Raw genomic sequence first — 25,505 nt, 5'->3', positions numbered from 1 at the left:
AGCCCAGTTCGGGGTCGCGTTGTGTCGGTTCCGAAGGCCGCAGGCGGCACGTCGCGACCCCGAACCTGGTCGGCGCACGTCGAGGGCTCTGATTCGTCAGGAGGAGGTATGCCGACGGCGAACACGGGCATACCGGCACGCATCCGTCGTTATCGTCGTTCGTAAGCACACCCGAGGACTGTGTGCTGGAGGAGCCCAAGATGTTCGAGAGATTCACGGATCGCGCCCGTCGCGTGGTTGTGCTCGCCCAAGAAGAGGCGAAGATGCTCAACCACAACTACATCGGTACCGAGCACATCCTGCTCGGCCTCATCCACGAGGGCGAGGGCGTCGCCGCCAAGGCCCTCGAGAGCCTGGGGATTTCGCTCGACGCCGTGCGCGAGCAGGTCCAGGACATCATCGGCCAGGGCCAGCAGCAGCCGACGGGTCACATCCCGTTCACGCCGCGCGCCAAGAAGGTGCTCGAGCTCTCGCTGCGCGAAGCCCTGCAGCTCGGCCACAACTACATCGGCACGGAGCACATCCTGCTCGGCCTCATCCGCGAGGGTGAAGGTGTTGCCGCGCAGGTACTCGTCAAGCTCGGCGCCGACCTGAACAAGGTGCGCCAGCAGGTCATCCAGCTGCTCAGCGGCTACCAGGGCAAGGAGCCCGCGGGTGTCGCCGCCGGAGCCGGTGAGCAGAACAGCCAATCCGCCCAGGGCGGTTCGGCGGTCCTCGACCAGTTCGGCCGCAACCTCACCCAGGCCGCGCGCGACAACAAGCTCGACCCCGTGATCGGGCGCGAGAAGGAGATCGAGCGGGTCATGCAGATCCTCTCGCGTCGCTCCAAGAACAACCCCGTCCTCATCGGCGAGCCCGGCGTCGGCAAGACCGCCGTCGTCGAGGGCCTCGCGCAGGCGATCGTGAAGAACGACGTGCCCGAGACGTTGAAGGACAAGCAGGTCTACTCGCTCGACCTTGGCTCGCTCATCGCCGGCTCCCGCTACCGCGGTGACTTCGAAGAGCGCCTGAAGAAGGTCACCAAGGAGATCCGCACGCGCGGCGACATCATCGTCTTCATCGACGAGATCCACACCCTCGTGGGCGCGGGCGCCGCGGAAGGCGCGATCGACGCCGCCTCGATCCTGAAGCCGCTCCTCGCCCGCGGCGAGCTGCAGACGATCGGCGCGACGACCCTCGACGAGTACCGCAAGCACTTCGAGAAGGATGCCGCGCTCGAGCGCCGCTTCCAGCCGATCCAGGTGGCCGAGCCGAGCCTGCCCCACGCGATCAACATCCTCAAGGGCCTCCGCGACCGCTACGAGGCACACCACAAGGTGCAGATCACGGACGGTGCGATCGTGGCTGCCGCGAACCTCGCCGACCGCTACATCGCGGACCGGTTCCTGCCCGACAAGGCGATCGACCTGATCGACGAGGCCGGCGCCCGCCTGCGCCTGTCGATCCTGTCGAGCCCGCCGGAGCTGCGCGAATTCGACGAGAAGATCGCCAAGGTCCGTGAGGACAAGGAACTCGCCAGCGAAGAGCAGGACTTCGAGAAGGCCGCATCGCTCCGCGACGAGGAGAAGTCCCTCCTCGCCGAGCGCCTGCGCCTCGAGAAGCAGTGGCGTTCCGGTGATGTCGCGACCCACGCGGTCGTCGACGAAGGTCTGATCGCCGAGGTGCTGGCGCAGGCCACCGGCATCCCCGTCTTCAAGCTCACCGAAGAAGAGACCTCGCGCCTCGTCTTCATGGAGAAGGCCCTGCACCAGCGGGTCATCGGTCAGGAAGAGGCGATCGCGGCGCTCTCGCGCACGATCCGTCGCCAGCGTGCGGGCCTCAAGGACCCGAAGCGCCCCAGCGGGTCGTTCATCTTCGCCGGCCCCACGGGTGTCGGAAAGACCGAAATGGCCAAGGCGCTCGCCGAGTTCCTGTTCGACGACGAGAGCGCACTGATCTCGCTCGACATGAGCGAGTTCGGCGAGAAGCACACCGTCTCGCGTCTGTTCGGTGCCCCTCCGGGATTCGTCGGATTCGAAGAGGGTGGCCAGCTCACCGAGAAGGTCCGCCGCAAGCCGTTCTCCGTCGTGCTGTTCGACGAGATCGAGAAGGCACACCCGGACATCTTCAACTCGCTGCTGCAGATCCTCGAAGAGGGTCGCCTGACTGACGGTCAGGGCCGCGTGATCGATTTCAAGAACACGGTCATCATCATGACGACCAACCTCGGTTCGTCGGCAATCGCCGGTGGCCCGGTGGGCTTCCAGGTCGAGGGCAACGCGCAGACGACGTATGAGCGGATGAAGGGCAAGGTCGACGAAGAGCTCAAGCGCCACTTCAAGCCCGAGTTCCTCAACCGTGTCGACGACGTCATCGTCTTCCCGCAGCTGAGCAAGCCGGAACTGCGCCAGATCGTCGGACTGTTCACGAAGCGCCTCGGGGAGCGTCTGCTCGATCGCGACATGACGATCGAGTTGACCGATGCCGCGAAGGACAAGCTGATCGAGATCGGCTTCGACCCGACTCTCGGTGCCCGGCCGCTCCGCCGCGCCATGCAGCGCGAGATCGAGGACCACCTCAGTGAGCGGATCCTCCACGGCGAGCTGAACAGCGGCGACCACGTCAAGGTGGATGTCGAAGACGGCAAGTTCGCGTTCGTGAACGGCCCGCGTGGCGAGAAGGTCGCGGTCGGTGTGACCGCTGCCGGCGCGATCGAGGCCACACCGGACATCGTCGCCGGGGCGTAGCCCTCACACCACGAAGAGCGGATGCCGACGGGCATCCGCTCTTCGTCGTTGTGGCGACGGTTGTCAGGGCGTCGGGCGGAGGGTGGAGACGAAGTCCAGCTTGTCGAGCACGGTCGGAGCCAGGACGAACGGGTACAGGTCGTCTTTGCCCATCGAGCGGTTGACGAGGTTCAGTGCCGTCGAGAGCTTCACCCAGACCCGCCCCACGAGATCGCGGAATCGCGCGTGTCCGAGGAGGTCCGCGGCGGGAAGAAGCCCGTACTCGATCGCCGTCTCCAGTGTGTCGCAGATGTGGAGGTAATGCGCCCACGTCTCCGCGAAGTCCTCGTAGGGATGCATCGTCGCGTAGGACGAGATGTACCGCTCGGTCCAGTGCGCCGGGGGCCCGTCGGCGTAGTGCCGCTGGATCTCGGCGTCGTAATCGACGCTCTCATCGCCGAACAGCTCGCGGTATCGTGCGAGCACCTCGGGGTCGTTTTCGACGAGGCGCCACTGGAAGTAGTGACCGACCTCGTGGCGGAAGTGGCCGAGCATCGTGCGGTACGGCTCGTCGAGTTGCCGGCGGATGCGCTCGCGGTGCGAGTCGTCGCTCTCGGCCAGATCGATCGTGATGATGCCGTCGCTGTGCGCGATCATGACGGGAGCCAGCGTGCTCGACAGCAGATCGAACGCGAGGCCGCCGCTCGGGTCCTCCCCCTTCGTGACGAGCGGGAAACCCAGCGCGTCGAGCTCGGTGATCAGGTGGCGTTTCGCCCGTTCGGCGATCGGGAAGTTCACGAGGCCGGCGGCATCCGAATCGGCGGGCCGGATGCGGGTGAGGTCGCACGAGAAGCACTGCCCGCCTGCCAGCGGCGCGAGCCAGGTGCAGCCGGACAGATTGAGGTTGCGGCAGACGTGCCAGATCCACCCGTCCGCGTCGACGTAGACACCGGACGCGTCGACGGGGACGATCTCACGCTCGCCGCGCGAGTAGCCGAGCGGAGTGCCGCATGCGACGCAGACGGAGTTCTCGAAGTACAGGGGATTGCCGCAGACGCGGCAACGATAGGCCTTCACCGCCCTAGCGTGTCACAGCGCACGCAGGGGCGCGCGGGGTTGACAGCGCCGCATCACTCCAGGACGGGTGCGACGTCGACCGAGACGCGAAGGGTCGACTTCTTCGCCTTCGTGAAGATGATGCCGCGCACCGGCGAGACATCGGCGTAGTCGCGCCCCCAGGCGACGGTGACGTACCGGTCGTTCGCCCACTGATTGTTCGTGGGGTCGACGGCGAGCCACTGGTCGGTGCCGGGGAGCCACACGGCGATCCACGCGTGCGAGGCGTCGGCGCCGAACACGCGTTGCTTCCCGGGTGGGGGCTGGGTGGCCAGATATCCCGAGACGTACCGGGCGGCGACGCCGTGTGCACGGAGGCTCGCGAGCGCGACGTGCGCGAAATCCTGGCAGACGCCGGCACGCTTGCGCATGGCATCGGCGACGCTGCTGGTCACCGTGGTCGCCGTCTTGTCGTAGTCGAAATCGCGGAAGATCCGTTGCATGAGCTCGGTCACGGCCTCGCCGATCGGTCGCCCCGGGGTCAGGCTCTCGGCGGCGTAGGCGGTCGCGTCGGCATCGTGCCGGGCGCGATCGGATTCCAACGCGTACTCCACCGCCGACCAGGCGCCGGTGAGCTCGGGGTGCAGGAGCGGCCGCGCGTCTTCCCACGGCCGGGCGAGTGCCTGCGGATCGTAGGTGGGTTCGGTGACCGTGACCTCGCTGGAGGCTTCGATCGACAGCGCCGAGTGCCCCCCGGTGAGATGGAAGTAGGTGGCGGAGTTGCCGAAGTAGTCGACATCCGGTTCGAGATCGGCCGGATGCGGGTCGAGGGTGACCGTCGCATCCGTCACGTCTTGCCAGGGCAGACTCCGCGGCACCAGATGGAACTGGCCGACACTGTCCTGCACGGGTTTGGAGTAGGTGTACTCGGTGCGATGCCAGACGCGGTAGCGGTTCACGCGTGCGCCTCCATGAGCTCGATCAGCGCCAGGTCGGCGATCGACAGGGCCGGCGGACCGCTCTCGAAGTGGAGGTGGCCGATCGCGTCGGACAGCTGTGCCAGCTGGGCGGAGATCTCTCGGAGGAACACGGAGAGGTGTTCGCGGCGCCCCGAGGTCACGGTGGCCAACTCCGCCAGGTCGGCGCTCTGCAGCTGGGTCTCGAGGTGGTCGAGCAGGCGCTCCGCGCGGGTGGAACCGGTTGAGGCCGGCATCGCAGCGAGGTGCGTGCGGAGTGCGGCCAGGCCGAAGGCGACCGAGCGCGGGTTGTCCTGGTCGCTCAGGAGCAGATCGAGGACGTCCGCGACGCGCATCGATCCGCGGTACCGGCGGCGGTGGGTGACGATGCTCTCGGATGCCGTCAGCACTGCTTCCAGCACATCCCGCTCCCGCCGCGGGTTGCGCGGCTCCACGAGACCCGCGGTCAGGAGATGGCACACTTGCAGGCTTCGTTCGAGGTGACGACCGGCCTCGATCATGCGCCACCCGGTGTCGCGGATCATGTTGGCTGTCACGCCGTAGAGCGACAGCATGGCGGCAAGCATGCGTCCCGCGGACTCCGCCGTGCGGTGCGGATGCGCGGAACTCCGCAGCGACCGCAGTGCACGGTCGATGTGCGCGAACACGCGCCACGTGTCGCCGGACAGCTGATCGCGTACCCCTTCCATCGCTTCACGCAGACGGGAGATCGAGTGGCCCGCCGAGCCGGGGCGACCGGCATCCATCAGCAACGAGCGGAACTCCGCTTCAGGGTCGAGCGACCGGGTACCGGCGAGCAGGCCGAGCGCGTTCAACAACACGCGGGAGCTGTCATCGGCCGTCGTCGCCGTGTGCCCGCCGTGTTGATCGAGCGAGGTCTGGGCGCTCAGCACCAGGCGGAGGAGATCCTCGGCGCGCTCTGCGTAGCGCCCGGCCCAGAACATGTCGGCGAGGGCGCGCGGCGCGAGCGAGGGGATCGATCGCCCCGACGGTGCCGGCACGATCTCCGACATTCCCTGGTCCGGGTCGGTTTCGGCCGACTTCAGCACCCACACGTCTTTCGTGGTCGGCGTGGAGTCGGCGGCGGAGCGCACGGTCGCCAGCCCGCCGATCAGCGGTCGGTAGGCAGATCCATAGCGGAGCGTGAACGCGCGGAAGGTCATCGGCATCGCCGACGCGATCCCGGAGCTATTCCAGACCGGAGCTTGCGAGAGGGGAAGCACGTCTTGTCCGACGAATCGGTGGGGGGCAGCCTCGATGCGAGCGATCACCTCGTCGGGTGAGAGATCGGCGAGATTGCGGCGCGGGGCATCCATGATCCGCACGATCAGTGACGGGTCGCCGGCGGCGATCCGGGAGACCACGAGGGTGCGATCATCCGGATTCCCGCACCACCAGGTCGGCGCGGACGGAAGGCGAAGTTGCTCGCCGAGGAGGTGCTCGCACGCGGCCGCCAGGAACGGCATGAGGGCGGGATTCTCGAGCACGCCGGCGCCGAGACCGTTGACGAGTCGCACGCGGCCGCGGCGGACGGCTTCGGAGAGCCCGGCGACCCCGAGCCGCGAGTCGCCGCGCAGCTCGAGCGGGTCGCAGTAGGCGGCATCCACCCGGCGGATGATCACGTCGATCCGTTCGGTCGGGCGCGTCCGCGGCCACCCGGATGGCTTCATCCAGACCCAGCCGTCGCGCACGACGAGGTCGCTGCCCTGCACGAGCGGGAACCCCAGGGCGTTGGCGAGGAAAGCCTGGTCGAATGCGGTTTCGGAGTGGGTGCCGGGGGAGAGGATGACGATCTGCGGATCGTCGAGCTGTTCCGGGGCAGAAGAGAGGAGGGCCGCGCGCAGAGCAGTGAAATACGGATCCATGCGGTGGAGGTTGCCCTCCTGGTACAGGTCGGGAAGCACCTGTGAGATCACCCGGCGGTTCTCGGCGGCGAACCCGAGTCCGGAGGGCGCTTGAGTGCGATCGGCGAGCACATGCCACTCGCCGTCGGCGTCGCGGCCGAGGTCGGTCGCCGAGAGCAGCAGCGGGTTCGGGTCGGTGGCGCTCGGCCGCGCAACCGGCCGTGCGAAGCCGGCGTGACCGAGAACGATCGCGGCGGGGATGATCCCCTCGCGCAGCAGCGTCTGGGGTCCGTAGAGGTCGACGAGGATCGCGTTGAGCAGTTCCGCGCGCTGCGCGAGCCCGACATCCAGTCGCGCCCATCCGGCCGCGTCGATGACGAGCGGCATGGGATCGAGCTGCCACGGCTGTGCGCCGGTGCCGGGGCGGATGTAGGAGACACCGTCGTCGGCGAGGAACCTCGTGATCTCGTCGTCGATGCGGTGGAGTTCTTGCGGGTTCAGCGAAAGAGCAAGCGAGGCGATCGACTTCCACGCGGGCCGGAGTGCACCATCGGCGCCCACCACTTCGTCGTAGCGCGCGACGACGCCGTCCAGGGACGCGTCAAAGGGCAGTGTCGGTTGCGACACTGCCATCGCGTAGTCGCGGAGCACACTCACGCCTGCGGAACCCTCCTGAGGTCCAGCGTACGGGGGTAGTCGAGCGTCGCCGCACGCGCGCCGGCCTCACGGGCTGCCGCGACGTCGAACGCGCCCGGCGTGTGACCGCGCGGTTCGAACCGGCCGGAGCGCCGCGCTTCGGCCTCGTTCGCGTTGATGGGGGGATGCTCGTACGCCCGCCCGCCGGGGTGGACGACGTGGTAGGTCGCCCCGCCGAGGCTGGCCGCGGCATCCACATCGACGACTTCGAAACTCAGCGGTGCGTGCACCTCGATCGACGGATGCAGGGCAGACCAGGGCTGCCAGGCGCGATAGCGAACGCCGGCGTAGTACTCGCCAGGCTTCCCCGTCGACGTCAGCGGCACGGCGACGCCGTTGCACGCGACGAGGTGCCGAGTCGGATCGATGCCGGAGACGGTCACTTGGATGCGCTCGACCGATGAGTCGACGTAACGCGAGGTGCCACCGGCCGTCGCTTCCTCGCCCAGCACGTGCCACGGTTCGATCGCCTGGCGCAGTTCGAGCTCGATCCCGGCGCTGCCGCCCAGGCGGGTGAACCCGATCCGCGGGAACCGGAACTCGACGAACGGCTCCATCCAGCTGTCCTCGAAGGGGATGCCGGCGGCGCGGAGGTCATCGATCACCTCGAGGATGTCGCGACGGGTTCCCTGCGGGAGGAGGAAATCTTCGTGGAGTGCTGTGCCCCAGCGGACGAGCGGCGCGATGAGCGGTTTCTCCCAGAACATCGCCACGAGGCTGCGGACAAGGAGCGCCTGGACGAGGGCCAGTTGCGGATGCGGAGGCATCTCGAACCCGCGCAGCTCGAGGAGGCCCAGGCGCCCGCGGCTTGTGTCGGGGCTGTACAGCTTGTCGATGCAGAACTCGGCGCGGTGCGTATTGCCGGTGAGGTCGGTGAGCAGGTGTCGCAGGGCACGGTCGATGAGCCACGGGCGGGGCTCGTCGGTTTCGGCGCTCAGGCGCCGCACCTCGCTCAACGCGATCTCCATCTCGTAGACCGCTTCCGGGCGCCCCTCATCGAAACGGGGTGCTTGGCTGGTCGGTCCGATGAAGCGGCCGGAGAAGAGGAACGACAGAGCCGGATGCCGTTGCCAATAGGTCACGAGTGACGCGAGCAGGTCGGGACGCCGGAGTAGCGGCGAGTCGATGGGCGTCTGCCCGCCGAGAGTGATGTGGTTGCCGCCGCCGGTGCCGGTGTGGGTGCCGTCGACATCGAACTTCTCGGTCGACAGTCGGGCCAGGCGTGCCTCGCCGTACAGATCGAACGTGAGCGCGCGCTGCTCCGCCCACGACGCGGTCGGCTGCACGTTGACCTCGATGACCCCGGGATCCGGTGTCACGACGAGCTGGGTGAGGCGCGCGTCCGGCGGAGGGCCGTACCCTTCGATCACGAGCCGTGTGCCACCCTGGGTCGCGGCTTGCTCGATGACCTGGAGCAGGCTCACGTAGTCATCGAGGCGGTCGGTCGGCGGGAGGAAAACGTAGACGAATCCTTCGCGGGCCTCCACCACGAGAGCTGTCGTGGGTTGCTCGTCCGGATCGACGATGGCGACACGGGGGATGCCGGGGACGAGGGGCGCCGAGGCCTCCAGATAGGTCGGTTCGCCCTGCCACGCGGGGTCCTCCCACGAGACGGAGTCGAGCGGCAGGCGGAGTCCGGCCGAGCTCGTGCCCGGAACGAGGACGAGGCGTCCGCGGCGGAAACGCCATGCGGGGCTCGCCCACGCCTCTCCCGTCACGAGTGGCAGGACCCAGGCGGTCGGGGTTCCGGCATCCGCAGCGTCGCTGTCGTCCTCGTCGCCGGGCCGATCGCCGGAGGGCAGTCGGACCTCGGCGAGCCGCGCCGCGAGGGCATCTTCCGTGGCGGGCAGCAGCTGCCCTTCCGGAAGGCCGAGGATGCCGGTGATGCTGCGCGCGAGGGCTTCGGCACGGTCGGGCGCGCTGCCCGGGTAGGCGGGTGTGCCCCACGGGTCATCGAACAGCTCGGCACGGTTCCAGAGGGGCACGCCGTCGGTACGCCACTGCAGAGCGATGTTCCACCGCGGCATGGGCTCACCGGGGTACCACTTCCCCTGCCCACGATGGACGATGCCGCCGGCGGCATATGTGCGCCGCAAGCGTTCGGCGAGCACGTTCGCGAGCTCGCGCTTCTGGGGGCCGTCGGCGTCCGTGTTCCACTCGGCGGCCGTCGCATCGTCGAGAGCGACGAACGTCGGTTCGCCGCCGAGGGTCAGCCGCACATCTCCCGCGCGCAGCCGCTCGTCGACGACCTCGCCGGCCGCGTCGATTCGGCCCCACTGGGCATCGGTGTAGGGCTTCGTCGTGCGGGGGTCCTCGTGGATGCGCCGCACCTCGTTGTGGAACGCGAAGGTCACGTCGACCGGCTCGGTGCCACCCTCGATCGGTGCGGCACTGGACGGATGCGGCGTCGCCGACAGCGGAATGTGCCCTTCGCCCGCGAACAGTGCGCTCGTCGCGTCGAGCCCGACCCAGCCGGCGCCGGGGATGAACACCTCGGCCCACGCGTGCAGATCGGTGAAGTCCTCGGCCGGGCCGCTTCCGCCGTCGAGGGACTTCTGGTCGGGCGCGAGCTGCACGAGGTAACCCGACACGAACCGCGCCGCGAGACCGTACTGGCGCAGCAAGCTCACCAGCATCCACGCACTGTCGCGGCACGAGCCGATCCCGGCGGCGAGTGTGTGATCGGGCGTCTGCACACCCGGTTCCATGCGCACGCTGTAGGCGACGGCACCGTTGACGGCCGCGTTGAGCTGGGAGAGGAAGCTGACCGTCGGCATGCCATCTGCCGGGAGCGGCGGAAGTCCCGCACGCCAGGCCTCCGTCCGATCGCTGTCGTCGACGGGGCGGAGGTAAGGCGCGAGATCGGCCGCCAGCGACGGCGCATAGGTGAACGGGAAACGCTCGGCGTACTCCTCGATGAAGAAGTCGAGCGGATTGATCACCATCATGTCGGCGACGACGCCGACCGTGATCTCGAGTTTGCTGACCTTCTCGGGGAAGACGATCCGCGCGAGCCAGTTGCCGAACGGGTCCTGTTGCCAGTTGAGGAAGTGGTTCGCCGGTGAGATGTCCAGCGTGTACGCCTCGATGGGCGTCCGCGCGTGCGGAGCGGGTCGCAAGCGCACGACGTGCGGGGTGACCGACACCGGACGCGCGAACTCGTAACTGGTGTAGTGCTCCAGTGCGACTTTGATCGACATTGCCCCAGCTTGGTCGAGCCCTGTTGCGGGCGGGTTACAGGTAACACTATCCCTGCGTTCGTGCGGGGTGGCGGGACGCGCAATACAGTGGTGCGGTGACGCCCTCGCACTCCGCCGACCCGCTCTTCCGGGTGAGACCCGCACGAACGGCTGATGTACGTGGCATCCTCGAGCTCCTCGACCCGTGGGTACAACGGCGCATTTTGCTCGGCAAAGAGGTCGTGACACTGTTCGAATCCGTTCAGGAGTTCGTCGTCGCCGAGGCGCGGGGACGCCTCATCGGGTGCGGCGCGTTGCACGTCATCTGGGAAGACCTCGGTGAGGTGCGCACGCTGATCGTCGCCGAAGACTGGCTGCACCACGGCGTGGGTGGCGCGATCGTCGACACGCTCGAAGAACACGCGCACGAGCTGGGGCTCAGCCGCCTTTTCTGTCTCACATTCGAGGTCGACTTCTTCACCCGCCGCGGGTTCGCGCCGATCGGGGAGCAAGTCGTCGATCCGGATGTCTACTCGCAGCTCCTCCGCAGCCCCGACGAGGGCGTCGCGGAGTTCCTCGACCTCGCGCACGTCAAGCCCAACACCCTGGGCAATACCCGCATGCTGAAGAGCCTGCAGGCGCGTCCTGACGCATCGGCGGATGCCGGCGCATAGCCTGGTTTCGTGAGCACTCCCTCTCGTCGGCCGTCGCCCGCCGTCTACCGTCGCCGCAGGCTGGTCGTGGTGGTGGTGGCGTTGCTCGTCGTCGCGGGCGTCGTCGCGCTGGTGATCTGGCAGCCCTGGCGGGGGATCGTGGCACCGGCTGCGTCCGCGAGCCCGACGAGCTCGCCCGTCGCGACCAGCCCCGCGGTCACGCCGTCGCCGACCGAGACACCGGCATCCACCGCACCGGAACCGACGGAATCGGCCACCGATGCTGCCATCGAGGCCTGTTCGACCTCGAACATCACCGTGCTTGCCGTCACCGACAAGGACTCGTACGGAGGTGGCGAGCTACCGAAGCTGTCGATCACGCTCTCCAACGACTCCGACAGTCCGTGCCTCATCAACGTCGGGACCGCGACACAGAAGTTCGAGATCTCCAGCGGCCCGGACATCTGGTGGCGCTCGACCGATTGCCAGGCCGAGTCGAGTGATCAGGTGGTTCAGTTGGATGCCGGGCAGACCGTCTCGAGCGTGACGCCGCTGGAATGGGACCGCACCCGGTCGTCGACCGAGACCTGCGCGGGGTCCCGCCCGCAGGCGCCGGCGGGCTACTTTCATCTGTCGGTGTCGATCGGTGGAATCGAAGCAGCGGACACGAAGGCGTTCGAACTGCGGTGACCTCGACCTTCCTGAGAACATTCTCATGAGTTATCTGGGGTTTTGGGCAGACGACCAGGCCTCGGGGTGCGTACCCTTGTAGGTAGTTCCCGGTGGCGGTCCCCGTTGTCCCCAGCAACGGTCGGTCGAAGCCAACCCCCAGTGGCCAGACGAAATCTTTCGCCCCGGTGAGCGATGGGCCCTTTCGATTACCGCAGTCCCCAATGAGGAAATCGAGAGGGCCCCTTCTTGTCTTCTAGAGTTGTCGTCATGGCCGGAAAGAAGCGCGCGAAACCCCCGCTGGAGTTCCGGAACACGCAGCTGGCGGACGCTCTCCAGACGCAGGACATGGCCGCGCTCGCGTTCGCGCTCCGCCACGGGCCGACGGTGGTCCCGCTGATGAAGCCCGGTCAGCGCGACAACCCGCTCGACAGCGGCGAGGTGTGGACGTATCGCGATCCGGCGTCGGGCGATCTTGCCCTGCTGCTGTTCAGTGATGCGGCGCACAAGCCTGCGGCGTTGCCGCCCGCGGTCGCGTTGCAGTCGCCGGCGTGGTTGCGTGCGTTTCTCGGCGCACACGCGGAGGAGATCACGACGGTGTTCTTCGACATCGCCGGGCCGCATCCGCTCCAGGCGACGCCCGCGGACCTGATCGCCGCGCTCGACGCGTAGCGGACGCTCAGAACGTCGGCGCGTCGCCCGGGTCGACCCGGTGTGCGCCGGCGAGCTCACGCCACGCCGTCGCGAGTTCACGCGAGGCGGTGTCGACGACCGTCCGATAGCCGAGGCGGGCCGCTTCGGATCTGCGCTGCGCATGCTGTGTGACAGCGCGGATCTCGCCCGCCAGGCTCAGCTCACCGATCGCGACGGCCCCTGCCGGGTTGCGTCGCCCCGTGATGGCGCTCGCGACGGCGAGGGCGATTGCGAGGTCGGCGGCCGGCTCGATCAGGCGCACGCCGCCGACGGTCGACACGTAGACGTCTTGATCCGAGGTTTTGACGCGCGCGCGCTTTTCGAGCACCGCGAGCACCATCGCCACGCGTGCACCGTCGACTCCGCTGACGATACGGCGGGGGTTCGGTCCGGATGCCGGCAACGTCAGCGCCTGGACCTCGACCGGGAGAGCGCGCCGCCCCTCGAGGGCGATCGTCACGCAGGTGCCGGGCTGCCGGGATCCGTGGCCGAGAAAGAGGGCGCTGGGGTCGGGGACTTCGGCAATGCCGGCACCGGTCATGTCGAAGCATCCGACTTCATCCGTCGCGCCGAAACGGTTCTTCAGCGCACGGACGAATCGCAGCGACGTTTGGCGGTCGCCCTCGAAGTGGCAGACGACGTCGACGAGGTGCTCGAGGATGCGGGGGCCCGCGATCGAGCCGTCTTTCGTGACGTGTCCGACGATGATGACCGGCAGATCGCGTGCTTTCGCGACGCGGATGAGTGTGGAGGCGACTTCACGCACCTGCGCGGGCTGGCCGGCGGCGCCGTCGATCAGGGATGACGAGACCGTCTGGACGGAGTCGACGATGAGCAGGTCAGGCGCGCACTCGTCGATGTGGCCGAGAACGGTGGCGAGATCGGTCTCGCTCGCGAGGAACAATTCGTCGTGAAGAGCGGCCGTGCGCTCGGCGCGCAGGCGCACTTGGCCGAGCGACTCTTCGGCGCTGACGTAGAGCACGCGCCGCCCGGCCCGCGCGCTCTGCGCGGCGACTTCGAGCAGGAGTGTCGACTTGCCCACGCCCGGCTCACCGGAGAGCAGGATCGCGGCGCCCGGGACGATGCCGCCGCCGAGCACGCGGTCGAACTCTCCGACGCCGCTCGTGCGTCGGGGCGTGTCGGCCGTGTCGACCTGGGTGATCGGAACCGCCGAGCGGATCGGGCTGATCGCGGCGACGTTCTGGACGATGCCGGTCTGGGTCGCCGCTTCGACGACGCTGCCCCACTGCTGGCACTCGCCGCACCGGCCGACCCATTTCGCGGCGGTCCAGCCGCACTCCGTGCACCGGAACGCGGTCGTGGTGGTCGCGCGCTTGGATGCCATGTCTTCAGGCTAGCCGCGCCCACCGACACCCGGCCCGCTCGAGCGGGGGTCAGCGCAGGGAGTCGGCGACCTCGCGGAGAGCCTCGGCCGAGTGTCGGAAGAGGCCGAGCTCGTGCTCCGAGAAGGTGGTCTCGCGGATCGGTACCGCGCCACGATTGCTGACGACCGAGGGCACCGACAGGGCGACACCGTTCACGCCGTGGAAGTCCTGTAGCACTGTCGAGACCGGCATGACCGTGTGCTCGTCGTTGAGGATCGCCTCGACGATGCGCGCACTCGACAGGCCGATCGCATAGTTGGTCGCACCCTTGCCCTGGATCACCTTGTACGCGGCATCGCGCACATCGACCGCGATCTGGTCGAGTTCGGCAACTGTGAACTTTGGCTGTCCGTCGAGGGGCTGCCAGTCGAGGATCGGGACCGTGCCGATCGTCGCGTGCGACCACAGGGGGAATTCGGTGTCGCCGTGCTCGCCGACGATGTAAGCGTGCACGCTCGCGATCGAGACCCCTGCGCGCTGCGCGATCTTCCAGCGCAGGCGGGAGGTGTCCAGCACCGTGCCGGAAGCGAAGATGCGCTCCGACGGCAGGCCAGTGTTCTCCTGTGCGAGCACCGTGAGCACGTCGCACGGGTTCGTCACGATGACGTAGACGGCGTCCGGTGCGACTTCGAGGAGCTGCGGCATCATCGACTTCAGGATGTTGGCGTTGACGCCGGCGAGCTCGATGCGTGTCTGGCCGGGGCGCTGCTTGGCGCCCGCGGTGATCACGACGACGTGTGAGCCGGCCGCGACCGAAATATCGGCGCCACCGATGATGTCGCTCGATCCGGTGAACTGGGCGCCGTGGGCGAGGTCGAGCACCTCGGCCTCGGTCTTCTCCGCGGCGATGTCGTACAGGGCGACGTGGCGGGCGGAGCCGCGGATCAGGGCGGCGTATGCGACGGAAGATCCGACCGCACCCGCGCCGACGACAGTGAGTTTGGAATTCTCGATCACGCTCATACGCCCAGTCTGGCAGTGACCGGATGCCGGGGCTACCGCCAAACGGTCGAGGTGGCGCCTCGTGATCGTGCGGCGCTGTCTACAGCTCAGCAGGGCCTCACTGGACAGTCGGCGGGTTGCGAATGCCGACGAGCGCGACCACCCCGCCGACGGCGAGCAGGATCGCGGTCACGATGGCCGCCCGGTGGAAGCCGTCCAGGTCGAGCGCGCCGCCCGTGATCGAGGCCAGTGCCGCGATCGGCAGGAGCCCGGCGACGCGCGCCACCGCATTGTTGACCGCCGAGGCGATGCCCGCCTGGGCGGGGTCAGCCGCCCCGAGGATCGCCGATGTGAGCGGCGACACCGTCACGGCAAGGCCCAGGCCGAACAGGAGCATGAACGGCAGCACCTGCCACCAGTAGTCGAAATCGGCCGAGACCGTGAGGAGAAGGAGGGTGCCCGCCGACATGATCAGCGGACCCGCCGTCATGAAGATGCGCGGACCCCAGCGGCCGGCGAGGGTGCCGGCGCGCGAGCTCAGCGCGATCATCAGGAGCGTGATGGGCAGGCTCGCGAGCCCGGCCAGCGTCGCCGAGAGTCCGGCGCCCTGCTGGAGGTAGACGGCGAGGACGAAACCGTTCAGCGACAGTGCGGCGTAGACGAACAGGGTCGAGATGTTGCCGGCGCTGAAGTTGCGATGGCGGAAGAGTGCGGGCGGGAGGATCGGGTGAGAGACGGTGCGTTGACGCCAGCCGAAGGCGACGAGCAACAGGATGCCGGCGATCCCCGGCATCCAGATCTCGGGCGCCGCCCATCCCGCGTTCGGTTCTTCGATCAGGGCATAGACCGCCGCGCCCAGGCCGAACGTGCACATCGCGGCGCCGAGCCAGTCGATGCGGGTCGTCTTCGCGTGTGCGCCGTCATCGGGAAGCTTCAGGCGCGCGAGGAGGACCAGCCCGAGCGCGATCGGCACCACATTGATGAGGAAGGCGAAGCGCCACGAAAGATAGTCGACCATCAGCCCGCCGATGAGCGGACCGATGACCGTGGCGCCCGTGGTCAGCGCGGTCCACATGCCGATCGCGCGTGCGCGGAGCGGGTCGCGCATCGTTGCCGTGATGAGGGCGAGCGAGCTCGGGACGAGAAACGCGCCGGCCGCACCCTGTACGGCGCGCGCGACGATGAGCACGGTCGGATCGGGAGCGAGGGCCACCGCGACCGAGGCGATGCCGAAGCCGATCAGACCGATCCGCAACACGAGGATGCGTCCGTAGGCGTCACTGACCGCGCCGGCCACGAGGATGAGCGCGCCGAGCGTGATGAGGTAGGCATCCACCGTCCACTGCTGCGTGGTGAGACCGCCGCCGAGTTCTTCGGAGATCGCGGGGAGCGCGACGTTCACAATCGTGGAGTCGAGGAACGCGACGAACGAGCCCAGGACCGCCACCGCGAGCACCAGTCGCTGCTGCGCGTTCATCTGCTCGGTCACGTCGTCACGCTACTCGCGCACGGGGCTATCCCGGCGCGATTGGCTGATCCGGGCGTCTCGTGCGGGTTGTTGAGGAGATTGCGCCGTCTGCGGATCGACACCGGTGGAATCCTCCTCAGCATCCGTCATCTCCTCAGAAACCCACCGGCAGCGGTCCCGGTTCGCGGCATCACCCCGCGTGTCGTAGGATTGACGGCGGTGACGTGTCCGAGCGGCCGAAGGTGCAACTCTCGAAAAGTTGTGTAGGGTAACCCCCTACCGTGGGTTCAAATCCCACCGTCACCGCCAGCGTCGAAGCCCCGCGATCCCTTGTAAACACTGAGATCGCGGGGCTTCTTCCTTTCCACAGTCGTCAAAGTGGGTAAAGAGCGGGTAAATCGCTTCGCCCGGCGGCGCCATGGCGAGTCCTATCAAGGGGCGCGCCATGCCCCCGGCGGTTCAGCTGAGGTTCCGAGGCGGCAGGTCGGCCATGCGCGCGCGACTCAGCGCCGCCGCGACCGAATCCAGATCGTCGTCGAAGAGGTCGGCATATGTATCGAGGGTCATCGCCGCCGAGGCATGCCCGAGCATCCGCTGCACTGCTTTCACATTCGCCCCCGCGCTGATTGCAAGGCTCGCCGCAGTGTGGCGTAGGTCATGGGGAGTCACTCGTCCGAAGGTAGGGTCCTTCGCCATCGCGCGTCGCACAGCCGCCGCGAACCAGCCGTCCTGGGAGTTCGGGCGAATCAAGTGCCCGCTACCGTCGCCGAAGAGCAGCGATTCCTGGCGTTTTCCCGCCATAGCGAGATCGATCTGGGCAACGAGAAAGTCCGGAAAGGGGACGGACCTCGCAGCGTGGGTCTTCGGCGTGCCGACGTGTATGACACTCCCGACCAGGACCGCGTTCTCCTGAACGAAGACGCGTCGCCGAATCAGGTCAACGTCGCGCACGCGAAGTCCAGTGACTTCTCCCCAGCGCATGCCTGTGTAGGCGAGGAAATACACCAAGTCCGGGAAGCGCGACTCTTTGGCGAGGAGGTCCACCTGGCGGTGGGACAGATACACGCGGCGCTTCGGGGTCTTCTTCGGAAGACGTATCCCGCGCACAGGGTTTTCCTGGATACGTCGGTCGCGAACGGCTATGTCGAGGATGGCAGCGAGAATTCCGTAGGACCGAATGACTGTTGACGCGCCCTTGGTTGCCGACAGCTCTGTGACCCAGGCCCGAACGTCGCTGTAGCGTATGTCGCCCACGGCGATGCGAGACCAACGCGGAGACACGTGTACTCTCCACGCCGACTCGAGCGGGCGAAGGGAAGAGGGTTTGAGGACAGCCGACTGGTCCTCGAGCCACACTCGTCCGAGTTCCGCGACCTGCACCTTCGCATCACGCGGGTCTATGTATTGATTCGCGCTGATCGCTACGGATACGGACGCGATGAACTCTTCTGCGTCGCGCTTGGTGCGAAAGCCGCGCTTGTTGCCGTGGCTCCCGTCCGGCTTCTTGTATCGGACGAGGTAACGCTTTCCTTGCGTGGTCTTGTAGGTCTGGATGCTAGCCATCCGCCTGGCGGCCGACGATGTAGCTCATGCCAGCCAGGCGCCCTTCTACGCGTGCCTTCTTGGTCCAATCCGATGCGGTGCGGTGCGGGATACCCAGTTCTTGCTGGATCGCCTGCACGGGCGGGTTCCCGCTGAGCGCGGCGATGCCGTAGAGCAGCTCGATCGCTTCCATCCGTTCGTCGCGGTTGCCGCGTGCGACCACCTGCGCCGCGAGCCACGCCGGCAGGATGCGACCCTCCGTGGTCGTCAGTTCGTGCGCCGTCATGTTCGGCGGACCGTCATCGAGGCTGAGGGCGATGCAGTGCGGCGCCGCCGCACGCATGATCGATTCGATCGAGACGAGTCGAAGCGCGCGGTGGGTGATCTCGCCCCCGTCCGCCACGAGTTCGAACTTCGTGATCAGGTACCGACCCTCATCTGCGCTGTAGTTCGCCTCGAGCTGCGCGTCGAGTCCCGGAGCGACGTCGAATGCTCGCGCGGTGAAGCCGGGAGCGATCCGCAGCGCTGTGCCGACCGGCTGGGTGGCAGCTCGCCACGTCATCTTCTCGCCGTTCAGTGTGTACACGTCGACCTTCACCTCCTCAGTGTGTCTTACCGTGCTGCAGATTCGCACATTCAACCTCTTGACAAGTGTATAGCTAACTGATCTACTCATGTCAAACGTGGTCGTGCATACGCGAACGGGGGTTGATGATGGCCACAGAAGTCGAAACCCGGGAAGAGATCGAATGGCTCTCCCCCCAGCAGGTCGCGGACATGCTGCCCGGCGGCGTGACGGTCGGAAAGCTCGAGCGCTGGCGCCGGCTCGGCGGCGGCCCGATCTTCCACAAGTTCGGCAAGACGGTCGCCTACCTTCGCAGCGAGGTCATCGATTACATCGGACAGACGGCATGTCGGTCGACGTCTGAGGCGTGGTCGCGAGCGAGGCGATCACGATGATCTCCGTGACCGTGTACTCGACGGGCGACGGATGCCGGTGGTGTGTCCGCACCTGCGCGTGCCTTCGGCAGGCAGGCATCCCGTTCACGATCATTGATCTGAGCGTCTCGGTGAATGCGCCGGCCCGCGAGTTCGTGACGGACGACCTGGGCTACAGCGCCGCGCCGGTCGTGGTCGTCGATCAGGACCAGCGGCACCATTGGTCAGGGTTCAGGCCCGACCTGATTCAGCAACTGTCGACCCGAATCGAGGCGAGCTCATGAACACTGAGCGCCCCGGCCTTGAGGCATCCTTTCTCGACATCGCCTCGTGGATCCGTGCGACCGTCCCCGGCGGCATTGGCGAAGACCGCCGCGCGCGTCAGGCCTTGATTGACGAGGTCCTCGACGAGCGGCGTGTGTGGCGACGCGAGTACACCTGGCACACCGCGCAACTCGACGACGGTCGCGTCATTCTCGCGCTCGGCGCATCCACCGAAGAGGCAGAACTCAAGCTCGCCGTGCTCCACGGCGTGGGATGCCAGTGGGTCGTTCGCGACCCCGAACACGCCACGTTCTTCGAGTACTTTCCTGAGGGGCACCGCCACCCCGAGGACGTCGACCGCGTGTTCCCTCTGGCGCCGCCGCGGCGACCGCGCGGTGAGTTCACAGCACCGGTGCACGGGTTGCCCACGCCGACTCCTGCCCCGACCTCGGGCCTCGGCAGGTGATCAACGGTGGACGAGCCGCAGAGTCGGGGGAAGCAGGGCGACGGCGCGCGTCGCGCGTCGCTGCGGGCTGCCAGAAAGCGCTGGCGGGACGCGAACCCAGAGAAAGTCCGGGCCGCTCGGCTGCGTTGGAACGCGGCGAACCCTGAGAAGGTCCGGGAGATCCGGCAGCGTTGGGTCGAGACGCATCGTGAAGAGATCAATACCGCGCAACGAGAACGCGAACTGCGCAAGCGCGATGCCGTCTTGGGCGACCGTCGCGCCGAGCAGCTCCGCGAGGAACGCAAAGAGGCCAAGCGTCAGTACGCGCGGGCGTGGTACGCCGCCAACAAGCCGCTGCACCAAGAGATCCAGCGGCGCTACCGCGAGCGTCAGCGCGCCGAGAACCCAGAGGAGTTCCGCGCCCGACTGCGGGCTGCCAACCAGCGCTGGCGGGACTCGCACCGTGAACAGATCCGCCAGCACCAGCGTGACAAAGACCGTGACGCCCCGGCGACGAAGCGCGAGAACGCCGCGCGCTACTACGCCGCCCACGCCGACGAGGTCAAGCAGCGCAAGCGCGAGAAGTACTGGGCCGATCACGAGAAGTCGCTGGCAGATCAGCGCCAGTACCGCGCGCGAGAGAAGTGGCGGCGTGCGAACGGGCTACCGCCGCAGCGCTTGCACCGCGTTACGGGGACAGAGCGAAGGACGAACCTGGCCGCAGCCGAGGCGTTCTTCACCCGTGTGCGCTCCGGCGAAGAAATCACGCGTCTGCGGAACGAACGTGGGACGCCCCGCTACCTCATCGATCAGTTCGAGCGTGCGAACGCGCGACATCGCGCCGCCGCGCACTATGCGGAATCGCTGACTCGCGGCGAGGGACGCCTTGAGCAACAACTCCGCCCGACACGGGCAGAGCGCAACGCAATGGCGCGAGCAGATGACGAAGCACGAATGGATGCCGTGGCGGCCGCGATCAACGACAGGCTGCGGACCCAGCCGAAGGTCGCCCCCCGGCCGACGCCCGTGACCGCGCCGGCACCACCGATGTCGTCGGCACGACCCGGCATATCGCGATGAACCCCCAGAAGAGCAAGGATCAGATCATGGTCGATCGTGCAGACGTCGAAGCGGTCATCTACCGCGCGGCGTTCGTCGCCGTGCGCTTTGGCGCCCCGGCATCCACGGCTCAGGCCGATCAGGATGTCGCCTGGTGTCTCGAACCGCTCACCATGCTGGGCAGAACCGAGCGCGCGAATCTCGGCGCGCTCGTACGCGACGTCGCCGCAGACCCGACGAGCAACCGTGAGACCTTCATCGCGACGCTCATGGAGATAATCGACGAATAGCTCGCAGCTTCCTCCGGACGCGAGATCGTAGCGGTGGGCGCGGCGCTCCGTTCCGGGCTTTCGCGGCATATGCTCGGGCCTCTGCTGCGCTCCGGCCCTGCGCTATTCCACGACCCGGCACTGCGCGCCGCGCCCACCGCTGAGATCGCTGAGTGTCCGAAGGATGCCGGGGACTGGTCAGCGATCGAGCCCGCGCGACGGGGCCCGCGTGGGGAAGTCGAGGGGTGCCGGGATGTCCCGCGTAGCGGCCAGTTGCTGATCGAGGCGCCCCAGTTCCTGCTCGAGTTGAACGCGCTGCCGAATCGCGGCATCAGAGTCCGGGCGCAGCGGCATGCTCGGCAGCACTGTGGTCAGCGCCAAACGGTGCAACTCGGCAAGCGTCTCGAGGACCGGCTCGACGTCCTCGCGTGCCTGGCGGGCGTACTCGGTGATGCGGCGCAACTCACTCAGCCACTGCACACCCTCGATCGACGAGTAGGGGCGGTGCCGCTCGGCATCCAACGCAGCGGTCAGCCCCTGGATCGACTCAGGATGCCGGCACGGCTCAGCTTCATGCAATGAGACGCCACCAGGGTTGAGCACCCGGACGCGATCGAACGGCCCGTCGGCCTCGAGGGAAGCCGTCAGATCTCGCGCCGCCGCAGCGGCCGTGCGATGGGCATCGGCCGTCGTCGGCTGCGTGGGGATTCGCTCTCGACGCTGATTGAGATACGCGGATGCCGCAGTCAGCAAGCTGTCGGGAGTGCGAGACGCCATCACGACGACTTCGGTCGTGAACCCAACCCCAGCGAAGGCTGCTGAGGCCCCTCGGGCCGCGTCCGCAGTGAGCGCCTCGCTCTCGAGAACGACGGAGCGGCGCTCGTTAAGCGCTGTTCCAACCGACTGCGCGATCCACCGTTCGACGGTGGGGCGCAGAGCGTCCTCGAGCTCGAACGGCCGGCTGCTCGCGAGCTCGAGATAGTCGGGGTGGAATGCGCGGAGCACAGCTGCGCTAACCACGGATCGTGGGGCCGGCGCGTGCTGGTCTCGGTACGCGGCGCGAGTGCGGCCCGATCCGGGTTCGCCAACCAGGAGCTTCAAGCTCGGCTCTGCGGGTGCGCCATTGTCCGCGAAGAGCGCGGGCTTGATGAGCGACTCGAACGTGCGATCGAGGTCGAAGGTCACGGCGCTACTCCGACTGAGAGTGCGCGGAGCTCCGCGCGGATGACGTCGACCGTCTCGGCTATCGAACGGGTCTCGACTGGCGCGGCGGCATCCGCGATCTTCGCGATCACGTCGGCTGTCGCAGTGTCGTACGCGACGAGGTCGCTCATCCGCCAGCCAGCCTTGACCGGATCCATATCGGTCGCCTCCTGACATCGATCCTACGGGGGGAGCCCGCGGTCGCGTTCGCAATGGGTCGCCGCCTGGATCACCACCACACTCATCGAACAGGGGTACACGCTGTGAACACCACGCTCAGCCTCAGCGACGCCATCGACCAGTTGCTCGCCGAAGACAAGATCGCCGGCCTCCCTGCCTGGGAAGGAACGCCCCTCGGGTTCACCAGCCGGTATTACTCCGCCGCGGACCTCGACGCGGCCGCGGAGCGCCGCGCGCTCGTCGACGCCACCAAGCCCTGGCACGATCGCACCCAGCACGGATGGAGAGCCGACTACTGCGGCGTCCGCGCCCAGTTCGGCACCCACACCATCGCGACCTACACGGCCGACACCAGATGCCTGTGGGACTACCACCAGCTGCAGGAAGGACAACGCCCCCGGCTCGTCTCCGAACGCATCCCCTGCGAATGCATCGGCGGGCTCCTCCACCTCATCGTCTGCGACACCTGCGAGCTGCACTGGATCCACGAAGACGAAAACGCCGTCGTCGAAGCATGGAACGACCACGCCTACCCCGGCTGGCGCAACCTCCCCATCCTCCCCGCCAAACTCCGCGGACAGATGGGCACCCGCAAGATGACCCCCAAACTCGAGGAATGGTTCGAAGCCAACTACCCCGCCCAGTTCCACGTCCCCGGCGCCCCCATCCTCACCGACCGAGGCGGATCCGGCACACGCCACGTCCCCGAATACAGTCCCTACGGCGGATACGACATCGCCGTCGACGGCATCCAGACCCCGCCTGCCGTTCTTTCCCAGGGTGCGCCGTGACGCCCGTGAGGGAGGACGCGGCTACCGTAATGAGGATGGGTACGGATTGAGCCGTCCATCGAAGGAGTAACGATGACGCTCGCCCCCGCGAACCCCGACTACCTCACCCAGCGTGAGCTCGAGCAGGCCCTTTGGGCTGCGGCGAACGCGCTCCGCGGGCCGGTCGACCCCGGGGACTTCAAGGCGTATGTGTTCCCCGTCCTCTTCTACAAGTGGATCAGCGACGTCTACGACTACCACCACACCCAGGCCGTCGACGAGCTTGGCGACGACTGGACGCAGGACATCGAAGACGAGGACTACCAGACGTTCTCATCCCCGACGGTGCCCACTGGGACGACACCTACGAGGTGACCAAGAACCCGGGGTCCGTCCTCAACAGGGCGCTCGTCGCGATCCAGGAAGCGAACCCCGGGAAGCTCGCCGGCGTCTTCGGCGACGTCAACTGGGCGAACACGGAACGCATCCCCGAGTCGGCGCTGAAAGCCCTCATGGGTGTGTTCGACCGGCTCACCCTCGACCCGGCGCACATGGCCGGGGACATGCTCGGGTCCGCGTACGAGTACCTGCTCCGCGAGTTCGCGGAAGCATCCGGGAAGAAGGCCGGGGAGTTCTTCACGCCCCGCCACGTCGTCCACCTGCTCGTGAAGATCCTCAACCCGCAAGCCGGCGATTCGGTGTGTGACCCGGCATGTGGCTCAGCGGGAATGCTCGTTGAGACAGTCGAAGCGGTGAAGCTCGCGGGTGGCAATCCCGAATCGTTGATGCTGTACGGGCAGGAGCAGAACCTCACCACCGCGGGCATCGCCCGCATGAACCTGTACCTCCACGGGCTCGAGGACTTCGAGATCAAGCGGGGCGACACGTTCCGGGAACCGAAGCTCCTCGACGAGCACGGGCGTCTCCGGAAGTTCGACATCGTCATCGCGAACCCGCCGTTCTCCCTCGACAACTGGCCGTCGGCAACGTGGGCGAAAGACCCGCATAAGCGTGCGCTCGGCGGGATCGTCCCGCCGGCGAAGAACGGTGACTGGGCGTGGATTCAGCACATGCTCTCAACGATGCGGGACGAGACGGGGCGGGTCGGGGTCGTCATGCCCCACGGGACACTGTTCCGTGGTGGCCGCGAAACGGACATGCGCAAGCACGTCATCGAGAACGACCTGCTGGAAGCGGTCATCGGGCTCCCCAACAACCTCTTCTACTCGACGTCCATCCCCGTCGCCCTCCTCATCTTCCGGGCGGACAAGCCGGCGGAGCGTCGCGGGCACGTCCTGTTCATCGACGCGCTGGCACGGTTCAAGCCCGGCAAGAACCAGAACACCCTCAGCGACGACGATGTCGATGCCATCACCGCCACCTACATGACTGGTGACGACGCCGACGGAGACGGCGGTGTGAACGTCCGCCTCGTCCCACGCAGCGACATCGAAGCTAACAGCTACGACCTCAACATCGGCCGGTACATCCAGACCGAGACGAAAGCCGAAGCGGACGTCGACGCGGCCCTCGCCGCGCTCCGTGAGGCGCAGGAACGCATGGACACCGCACGCGCCGCACTCGACCTCCGCCTCAAGGAAGCCGGATTCGATGCGTGACGAATGGCGGGACACGACGCTGGGGGATCTCTGCACCATCACGAAAGGGACGTCGCCCACCCAGAAGACTCTCCCCGGGCCCTACCCCCTGATCGTCACCGGACCCGAACCTCTTTCCTCGGATTCGTTCCAGTTCCAGGGCGAGGCCGTGTGCGTGCCGCTGGTCTCCTCGACCGGACACGGCCATGCATCGCTCAAGCGTGTCCACTACGCGAGCGGGAAGTTTGCCGTCGCGAACATCATCGCCGCGTGTGTGCCTCGAGCGGGAGCCGGTGTGGATGCGCGCTTCCTGTTCCACTACCTGCAGCACTTCAAGGATGCTGAGATCGTGACGCGGATGAAGGGAACGGCGAATGTCTCCCTCTCGATCACGAACCTCGCAACGGTGCCCGTCGCGCTTCCGCCGCTCGACGAGCAGCGGCGGATCGTGGACCTGATCGCGGCCGTCGACGACGCCGTGGACGCGGCCGAGGCGGAGGCCGCCGCCACGGAGGACACGACTCGCGCAACCGCGCTTCAGCTCATCGAGGAGACCCGCGGTGACGCACTGACCCTGGGGGACGTCGCAACGTGGCGCTCTGGTGGTACCCCGCCGGTATCGCAGCGTGAGTTCTATGAGAACGGGACCGTACGTTGGGCCAATATCCGTGATGTCCAGAACGGTCCGATCGCGGAGACCGCCAATCGCGTGACTGAATCCGGCGCCGAACGCGCGGGAGGTTCGTGCGCACGCGGCACCGTCCTAGTAACCATGTACGGTTCGATCGGTCGTAGCGCGCTGGTCGAGGAACCAATGGCGACGAATCGCGCTGAGCGGTGAGGTCTTGATCTGCGGTCGAGACCCTGGCATACCCAATCTGTATTGCATCCATGCGAACAGCGTGACGCGGCGTGACGCGGCGCGCGCGGTCGCGATCCCTATACGAACATCCGGCGTGCCCCGCCGAA

Annotated in this window: 24 protein-coding genes and 1 tRNA gene; 14 read left to right on the top strand and 11 right to left on the bottom strand. The window is 67.4% G+C overall.

The window, feature by feature from the left end:
- Positions 1-200: 200 nt before the first annotated feature.
- Entirely contained in the window at positions 201-2,726 is a 2,526-nt protein-coding gene (locus tag Q0653_RS10975) for an ATP-dependent Clp protease ATP-binding subunit (RefSeq protein WP_298745082.1), read from the top strand.
- A 63-nt stretch (positions 2,727-2,789) separates the two neighbouring features.
- On the opposite strand, the gene Q0653_RS10970 is transcribed toward Q0653_RS10975, so the two are convergent.
- Genes Q0653_RS10970 through Q0653_RS10955 form a run of 4 tightly spaced genes read right to left on the bottom strand, consistent with a single transcriptional unit; the run spans position 2,790 to position 10,478 of the window.
- On the bottom strand, positions 2,790-3,782 hold the full coding sequence (locus Q0653_RS10970) for a putative zinc-binding metallopeptidase (protein ID WP_298745084.1): 993 nt from the start codon (positions 3,780-3,782) through the stop codon (positions 2,790-2,792).
- 53 nt (positions 3,783-3,835) lie between these two features.
- Positions 3,836-4,720 carry a transglutaminase family protein gene (locus Q0653_RS10965; RefSeq protein WP_298745088.1) on the bottom strand — a complete coding sequence of 295 codons (885 nt, stop codon included), beginning with the start codon at positions 4,718-4,720 and terminating at the stop codon, positions 3,836-3,838.
- The gene (locus tag Q0653_RS10960) at positions 4,717-7,239 is read right to left on the bottom strand and encodes a circularly permuted type 2 ATP-grasp protein (protein WP_298944609.1); all 2,523 of its coding nucleotides are present in this window, start codon (positions 7,237-7,239) and stop codon (positions 4,717-4,719) included. Before Q0653_RS10960 ends, Q0653_RS10965 begins: the two co-directional genes overlap by 4 nt.
- Positions 7,236-10,478 (bottom strand): transglutaminase family protein, encoded by a 3,243-nt coding sequence (locus tag Q0653_RS10955; protein ID WP_298944608.1) that lies wholly within the window; start codon positions 10,476-10,478, stop codon positions 7,236-7,238. The genes Q0653_RS10960 and Q0653_RS10955 overlap by 4 nt, the downstream gene beginning before the upstream one ends.
- 95 nt (positions 10,479-10,573) lie before the next feature.
- Between Q0653_RS10955 and Q0653_RS10950 the strand changes: the two genes are divergently transcribed.
- The 3 genes from Q0653_RS10950 (at position 10,574) to Q0653_RS10940 (ending at position 12,451) form a co-directional block, all read left to right on the top strand.
- Complete coding sequence (locus tag Q0653_RS10950) at positions 10,574-11,131, top strand: amino-acid N-acetyltransferase (protein WP_298944607.1); 558 nt, start codon at positions 10,574-10,576, stop codon at positions 11,129-11,131.
- A 9-nt stretch (positions 11,132-11,140) separates the two neighbouring features.
- Positions 11,141-11,800 carry a hypothetical protein gene (locus tag Q0653_RS10945; protein ID WP_298745097.1) on the top strand — a complete coding sequence of 220 codons (660 nt, stop codon included), beginning with the start codon at positions 11,141-11,143 and terminating at the stop codon, positions 11,798-11,800.
- Positions 11,801-12,049: 249 nt separating this feature from the next.
- Positions 12,050-12,451 carry a dehydrogenase gene (locus Q0653_RS10940; protein ID WP_298944606.1) on the top strand — a complete coding sequence of 134 codons (402 nt, stop codon included), beginning with the start codon at positions 12,050-12,052 and terminating at the stop codon, positions 12,449-12,451.
- Positions 12,452-12,458: 7 nt separating this feature from the next.
- Here the strand turns inward: Q0653_RS10940 and radA are convergent, their stop codons facing one another.
- The 3 genes from radA to Q0653_RS10925 all read right to left on the bottom strand — a co-directional run bounded on the left by radA (position 12,459) and on the right by Q0653_RS10925 (position 16,276).
- Positions 12,459-13,817: a DNA repair protein RadA gene (gene radA, locus Q0653_RS10935; protein WP_298944605.1), complete on the bottom strand. Its 1,359-nt coding sequence runs from the start codon at positions 13,815-13,817 to the stop codon at positions 12,459-12,461.
- A gap of 49 nt (positions 13,818-13,866) precedes the next feature.
- Positions 13,867-14,820: an L-lactate dehydrogenase gene (locus Q0653_RS10930; RefSeq protein WP_298944604.1), complete on the bottom strand. Its 954-nt coding sequence runs from the start codon at positions 14,818-14,820 to the stop codon at positions 13,867-13,869.
- A gap of 97 nt (positions 14,821-14,917) precedes the next feature.
- A complete protein-coding gene (locus Q0653_RS10925) occupies positions 14,918-16,276 on the bottom strand; it encodes an MFS transporter (RefSeq protein WP_298944649.1) in 1,359 nt (452 codons plus the stop codon).
- Between the two features lie 209 nt (positions 16,277-16,485).
- On the opposite strand from Q0653_RS10925, the gene Q0653_RS10920 reads away from it, so the two are divergent.
- A tRNA-Ser gene (locus tag Q0653_RS10920) sits at positions 16,486-16,576 on the top strand.
- 150 nt (positions 16,577-16,726) lie between these two features.
- Here the strand turns inward: Q0653_RS10920 and Q0653_RS10915 are convergent.
- Together Q0653_RS10915 and Q0653_RS10910 are read right to left on the bottom strand one after the other, a co-directional pair.
- The gene (locus tag Q0653_RS10915; protein WP_298944603.1) at positions 16,727-17,623 is read right to left on the bottom strand and encodes a site-specific integrase; all 897 of its coding nucleotides are present in this window, start codon (positions 17,621-17,623) and stop codon (positions 16,727-16,729) included.
- Positions 17,624-17,822: 199 nt separating this feature from the next.
- Positions 17,823-18,407 (bottom strand): hypothetical protein, encoded by a 585-nt coding sequence (locus Q0653_RS10910; RefSeq protein ID WP_298944602.1) that lies wholly within the window; start codon positions 18,405-18,407, stop codon positions 17,823-17,825.
- A gap of 113 nt (positions 18,408-18,520) precedes the next feature.
- Between Q0653_RS10910 and Q0653_RS10905 the strand changes: the two genes are divergently transcribed.
- From Q0653_RS10905 to Q0653_RS10885, 5 genes are read left to right on the top strand one after another with little or no spacing between them, the layout of a single operon-like run.
- Positions 18,521-18,769 carry a helix-turn-helix domain-containing protein gene (locus Q0653_RS10905; RefSeq protein ID WP_215487635.1) on the top strand — a complete coding sequence of 83 codons (249 nt, stop codon included), beginning with the start codon at positions 18,521-18,523 and terminating at the stop codon, positions 18,767-18,769.
- Positions 18,766-19,032, top strand: coding sequence for a glutaredoxin family protein (locus tag Q0653_RS10900; RefSeq protein ID WP_215487636.1), 267 nt, complete (start codon positions 18,766-18,768; stop codon positions 19,030-19,032). The genes Q0653_RS10905 and Q0653_RS10900 overlap by 4 nt, the downstream gene beginning before the upstream one ends.
- Entirely contained in the window at positions 19,029-19,478 is a 450-nt protein-coding gene (locus tag Q0653_RS10895) for a hypothetical protein (RefSeq protein ID WP_287272096.1), read from the top strand. The genes Q0653_RS10900 and Q0653_RS10895 overlap by 4 nt, the downstream gene beginning before the upstream one ends.
- Positions 19,479-19,484: 6 nt before the next feature.
- A complete protein-coding gene (locus Q0653_RS10890) occupies positions 19,485-20,537 on the top strand; it encodes a hypothetical protein (protein WP_298944601.1) in 1,053 nt (350 codons plus the stop codon).
- A 26-nt stretch (positions 20,538-20,563) separates the two neighbouring features.
- Positions 20,564-20,806, top strand: a complete 243-nt coding sequence (locus Q0653_RS10885; RefSeq protein ID WP_298944600.1) for a hypothetical protein — start codon at positions 20,564-20,566, stop codon at positions 20,804-20,806.
- 177 nt (positions 20,807-20,983) lie between these two features.
- Here the strand turns inward: Q0653_RS10885 and Q0653_RS10880 are convergent, their stop codons facing one another.
- Together Q0653_RS10880 and Q0653_RS10875 are read right to left on the bottom strand one after the other, a co-directional pair.
- Positions 20,984-21,970, bottom strand: coding sequence for a zeta toxin family protein (locus Q0653_RS10880; protein ID WP_298944599.1), 987 nt, complete (start codon positions 21,968-21,970; stop codon positions 20,984-20,986).
- Entirely contained in the window at positions 21,967-22,146 is a 180-nt protein-coding gene (locus tag Q0653_RS10875) for a hypothetical protein (RefSeq protein WP_287272091.1), read from the bottom strand. The genes Q0653_RS10880 and Q0653_RS10875 overlap by 4 nt, the downstream gene beginning before the upstream one ends.
- A 105-nt stretch (positions 22,147-22,251) precedes the next feature.
- On the opposite strand from Q0653_RS10875, the gene Q0653_RS10870 reads away from it, so the two are divergent.
- From Q0653_RS10870 to Q0653_RS10855, 4 genes are all read left to right on the top strand, one after another.
- Positions 22,252-22,959 (top strand): DUF6349 family protein, encoded by a 708-nt coding sequence (locus tag Q0653_RS10870; RefSeq protein WP_298944598.1) that lies wholly within the window; start codon positions 22,252-22,254, stop codon positions 22,957-22,959.
- Between the two features lie 72 nt (positions 22,960-23,031).
- Positions 23,032-23,313 (top strand): type I restriction-modification system subunit M N-terminal domain-containing protein, encoded by a 282-nt coding sequence (locus Q0653_RS10865; RefSeq protein WP_298944597.1) that lies wholly within the window; start codon positions 23,032-23,034, stop codon positions 23,311-23,313.
- The gene (locus tag Q0653_RS10860) at positions 23,310-24,557 is read left to right on the top strand and encodes an N-6 DNA methylase (protein ID WP_298944596.1); all 1,248 of its coding nucleotides are present in this window, start codon (positions 23,310-23,312) and stop codon (positions 24,555-24,557) included. Before Q0653_RS10865 ends, Q0653_RS10860 begins: the two co-directional genes overlap by 4 nt.
- Entirely contained in the window at positions 24,550-25,377 is an 828-nt protein-coding gene (locus Q0653_RS10855; RefSeq protein WP_298944595.1) for a restriction endonuclease subunit S, read from the top strand. Before Q0653_RS10860 ends, Q0653_RS10855 begins: the two co-directional genes overlap by 8 nt.
- Positions 25,378-25,505: the final 128 nt, after the last annotated feature.

Origin of the sequence: uncultured Microbacterium sp., from assembly GCF_947488465.1 — a bacterium.
GTDB lineage: Bacteria > Actinomycetota > Actinomycetes > Actinomycetales > Microbacteriaceae > Microbacterium.
Note: the sequence above shows the minus strand (reverse complement) of the source record. Positions and strands in the feature narration are given on the sequence as shown.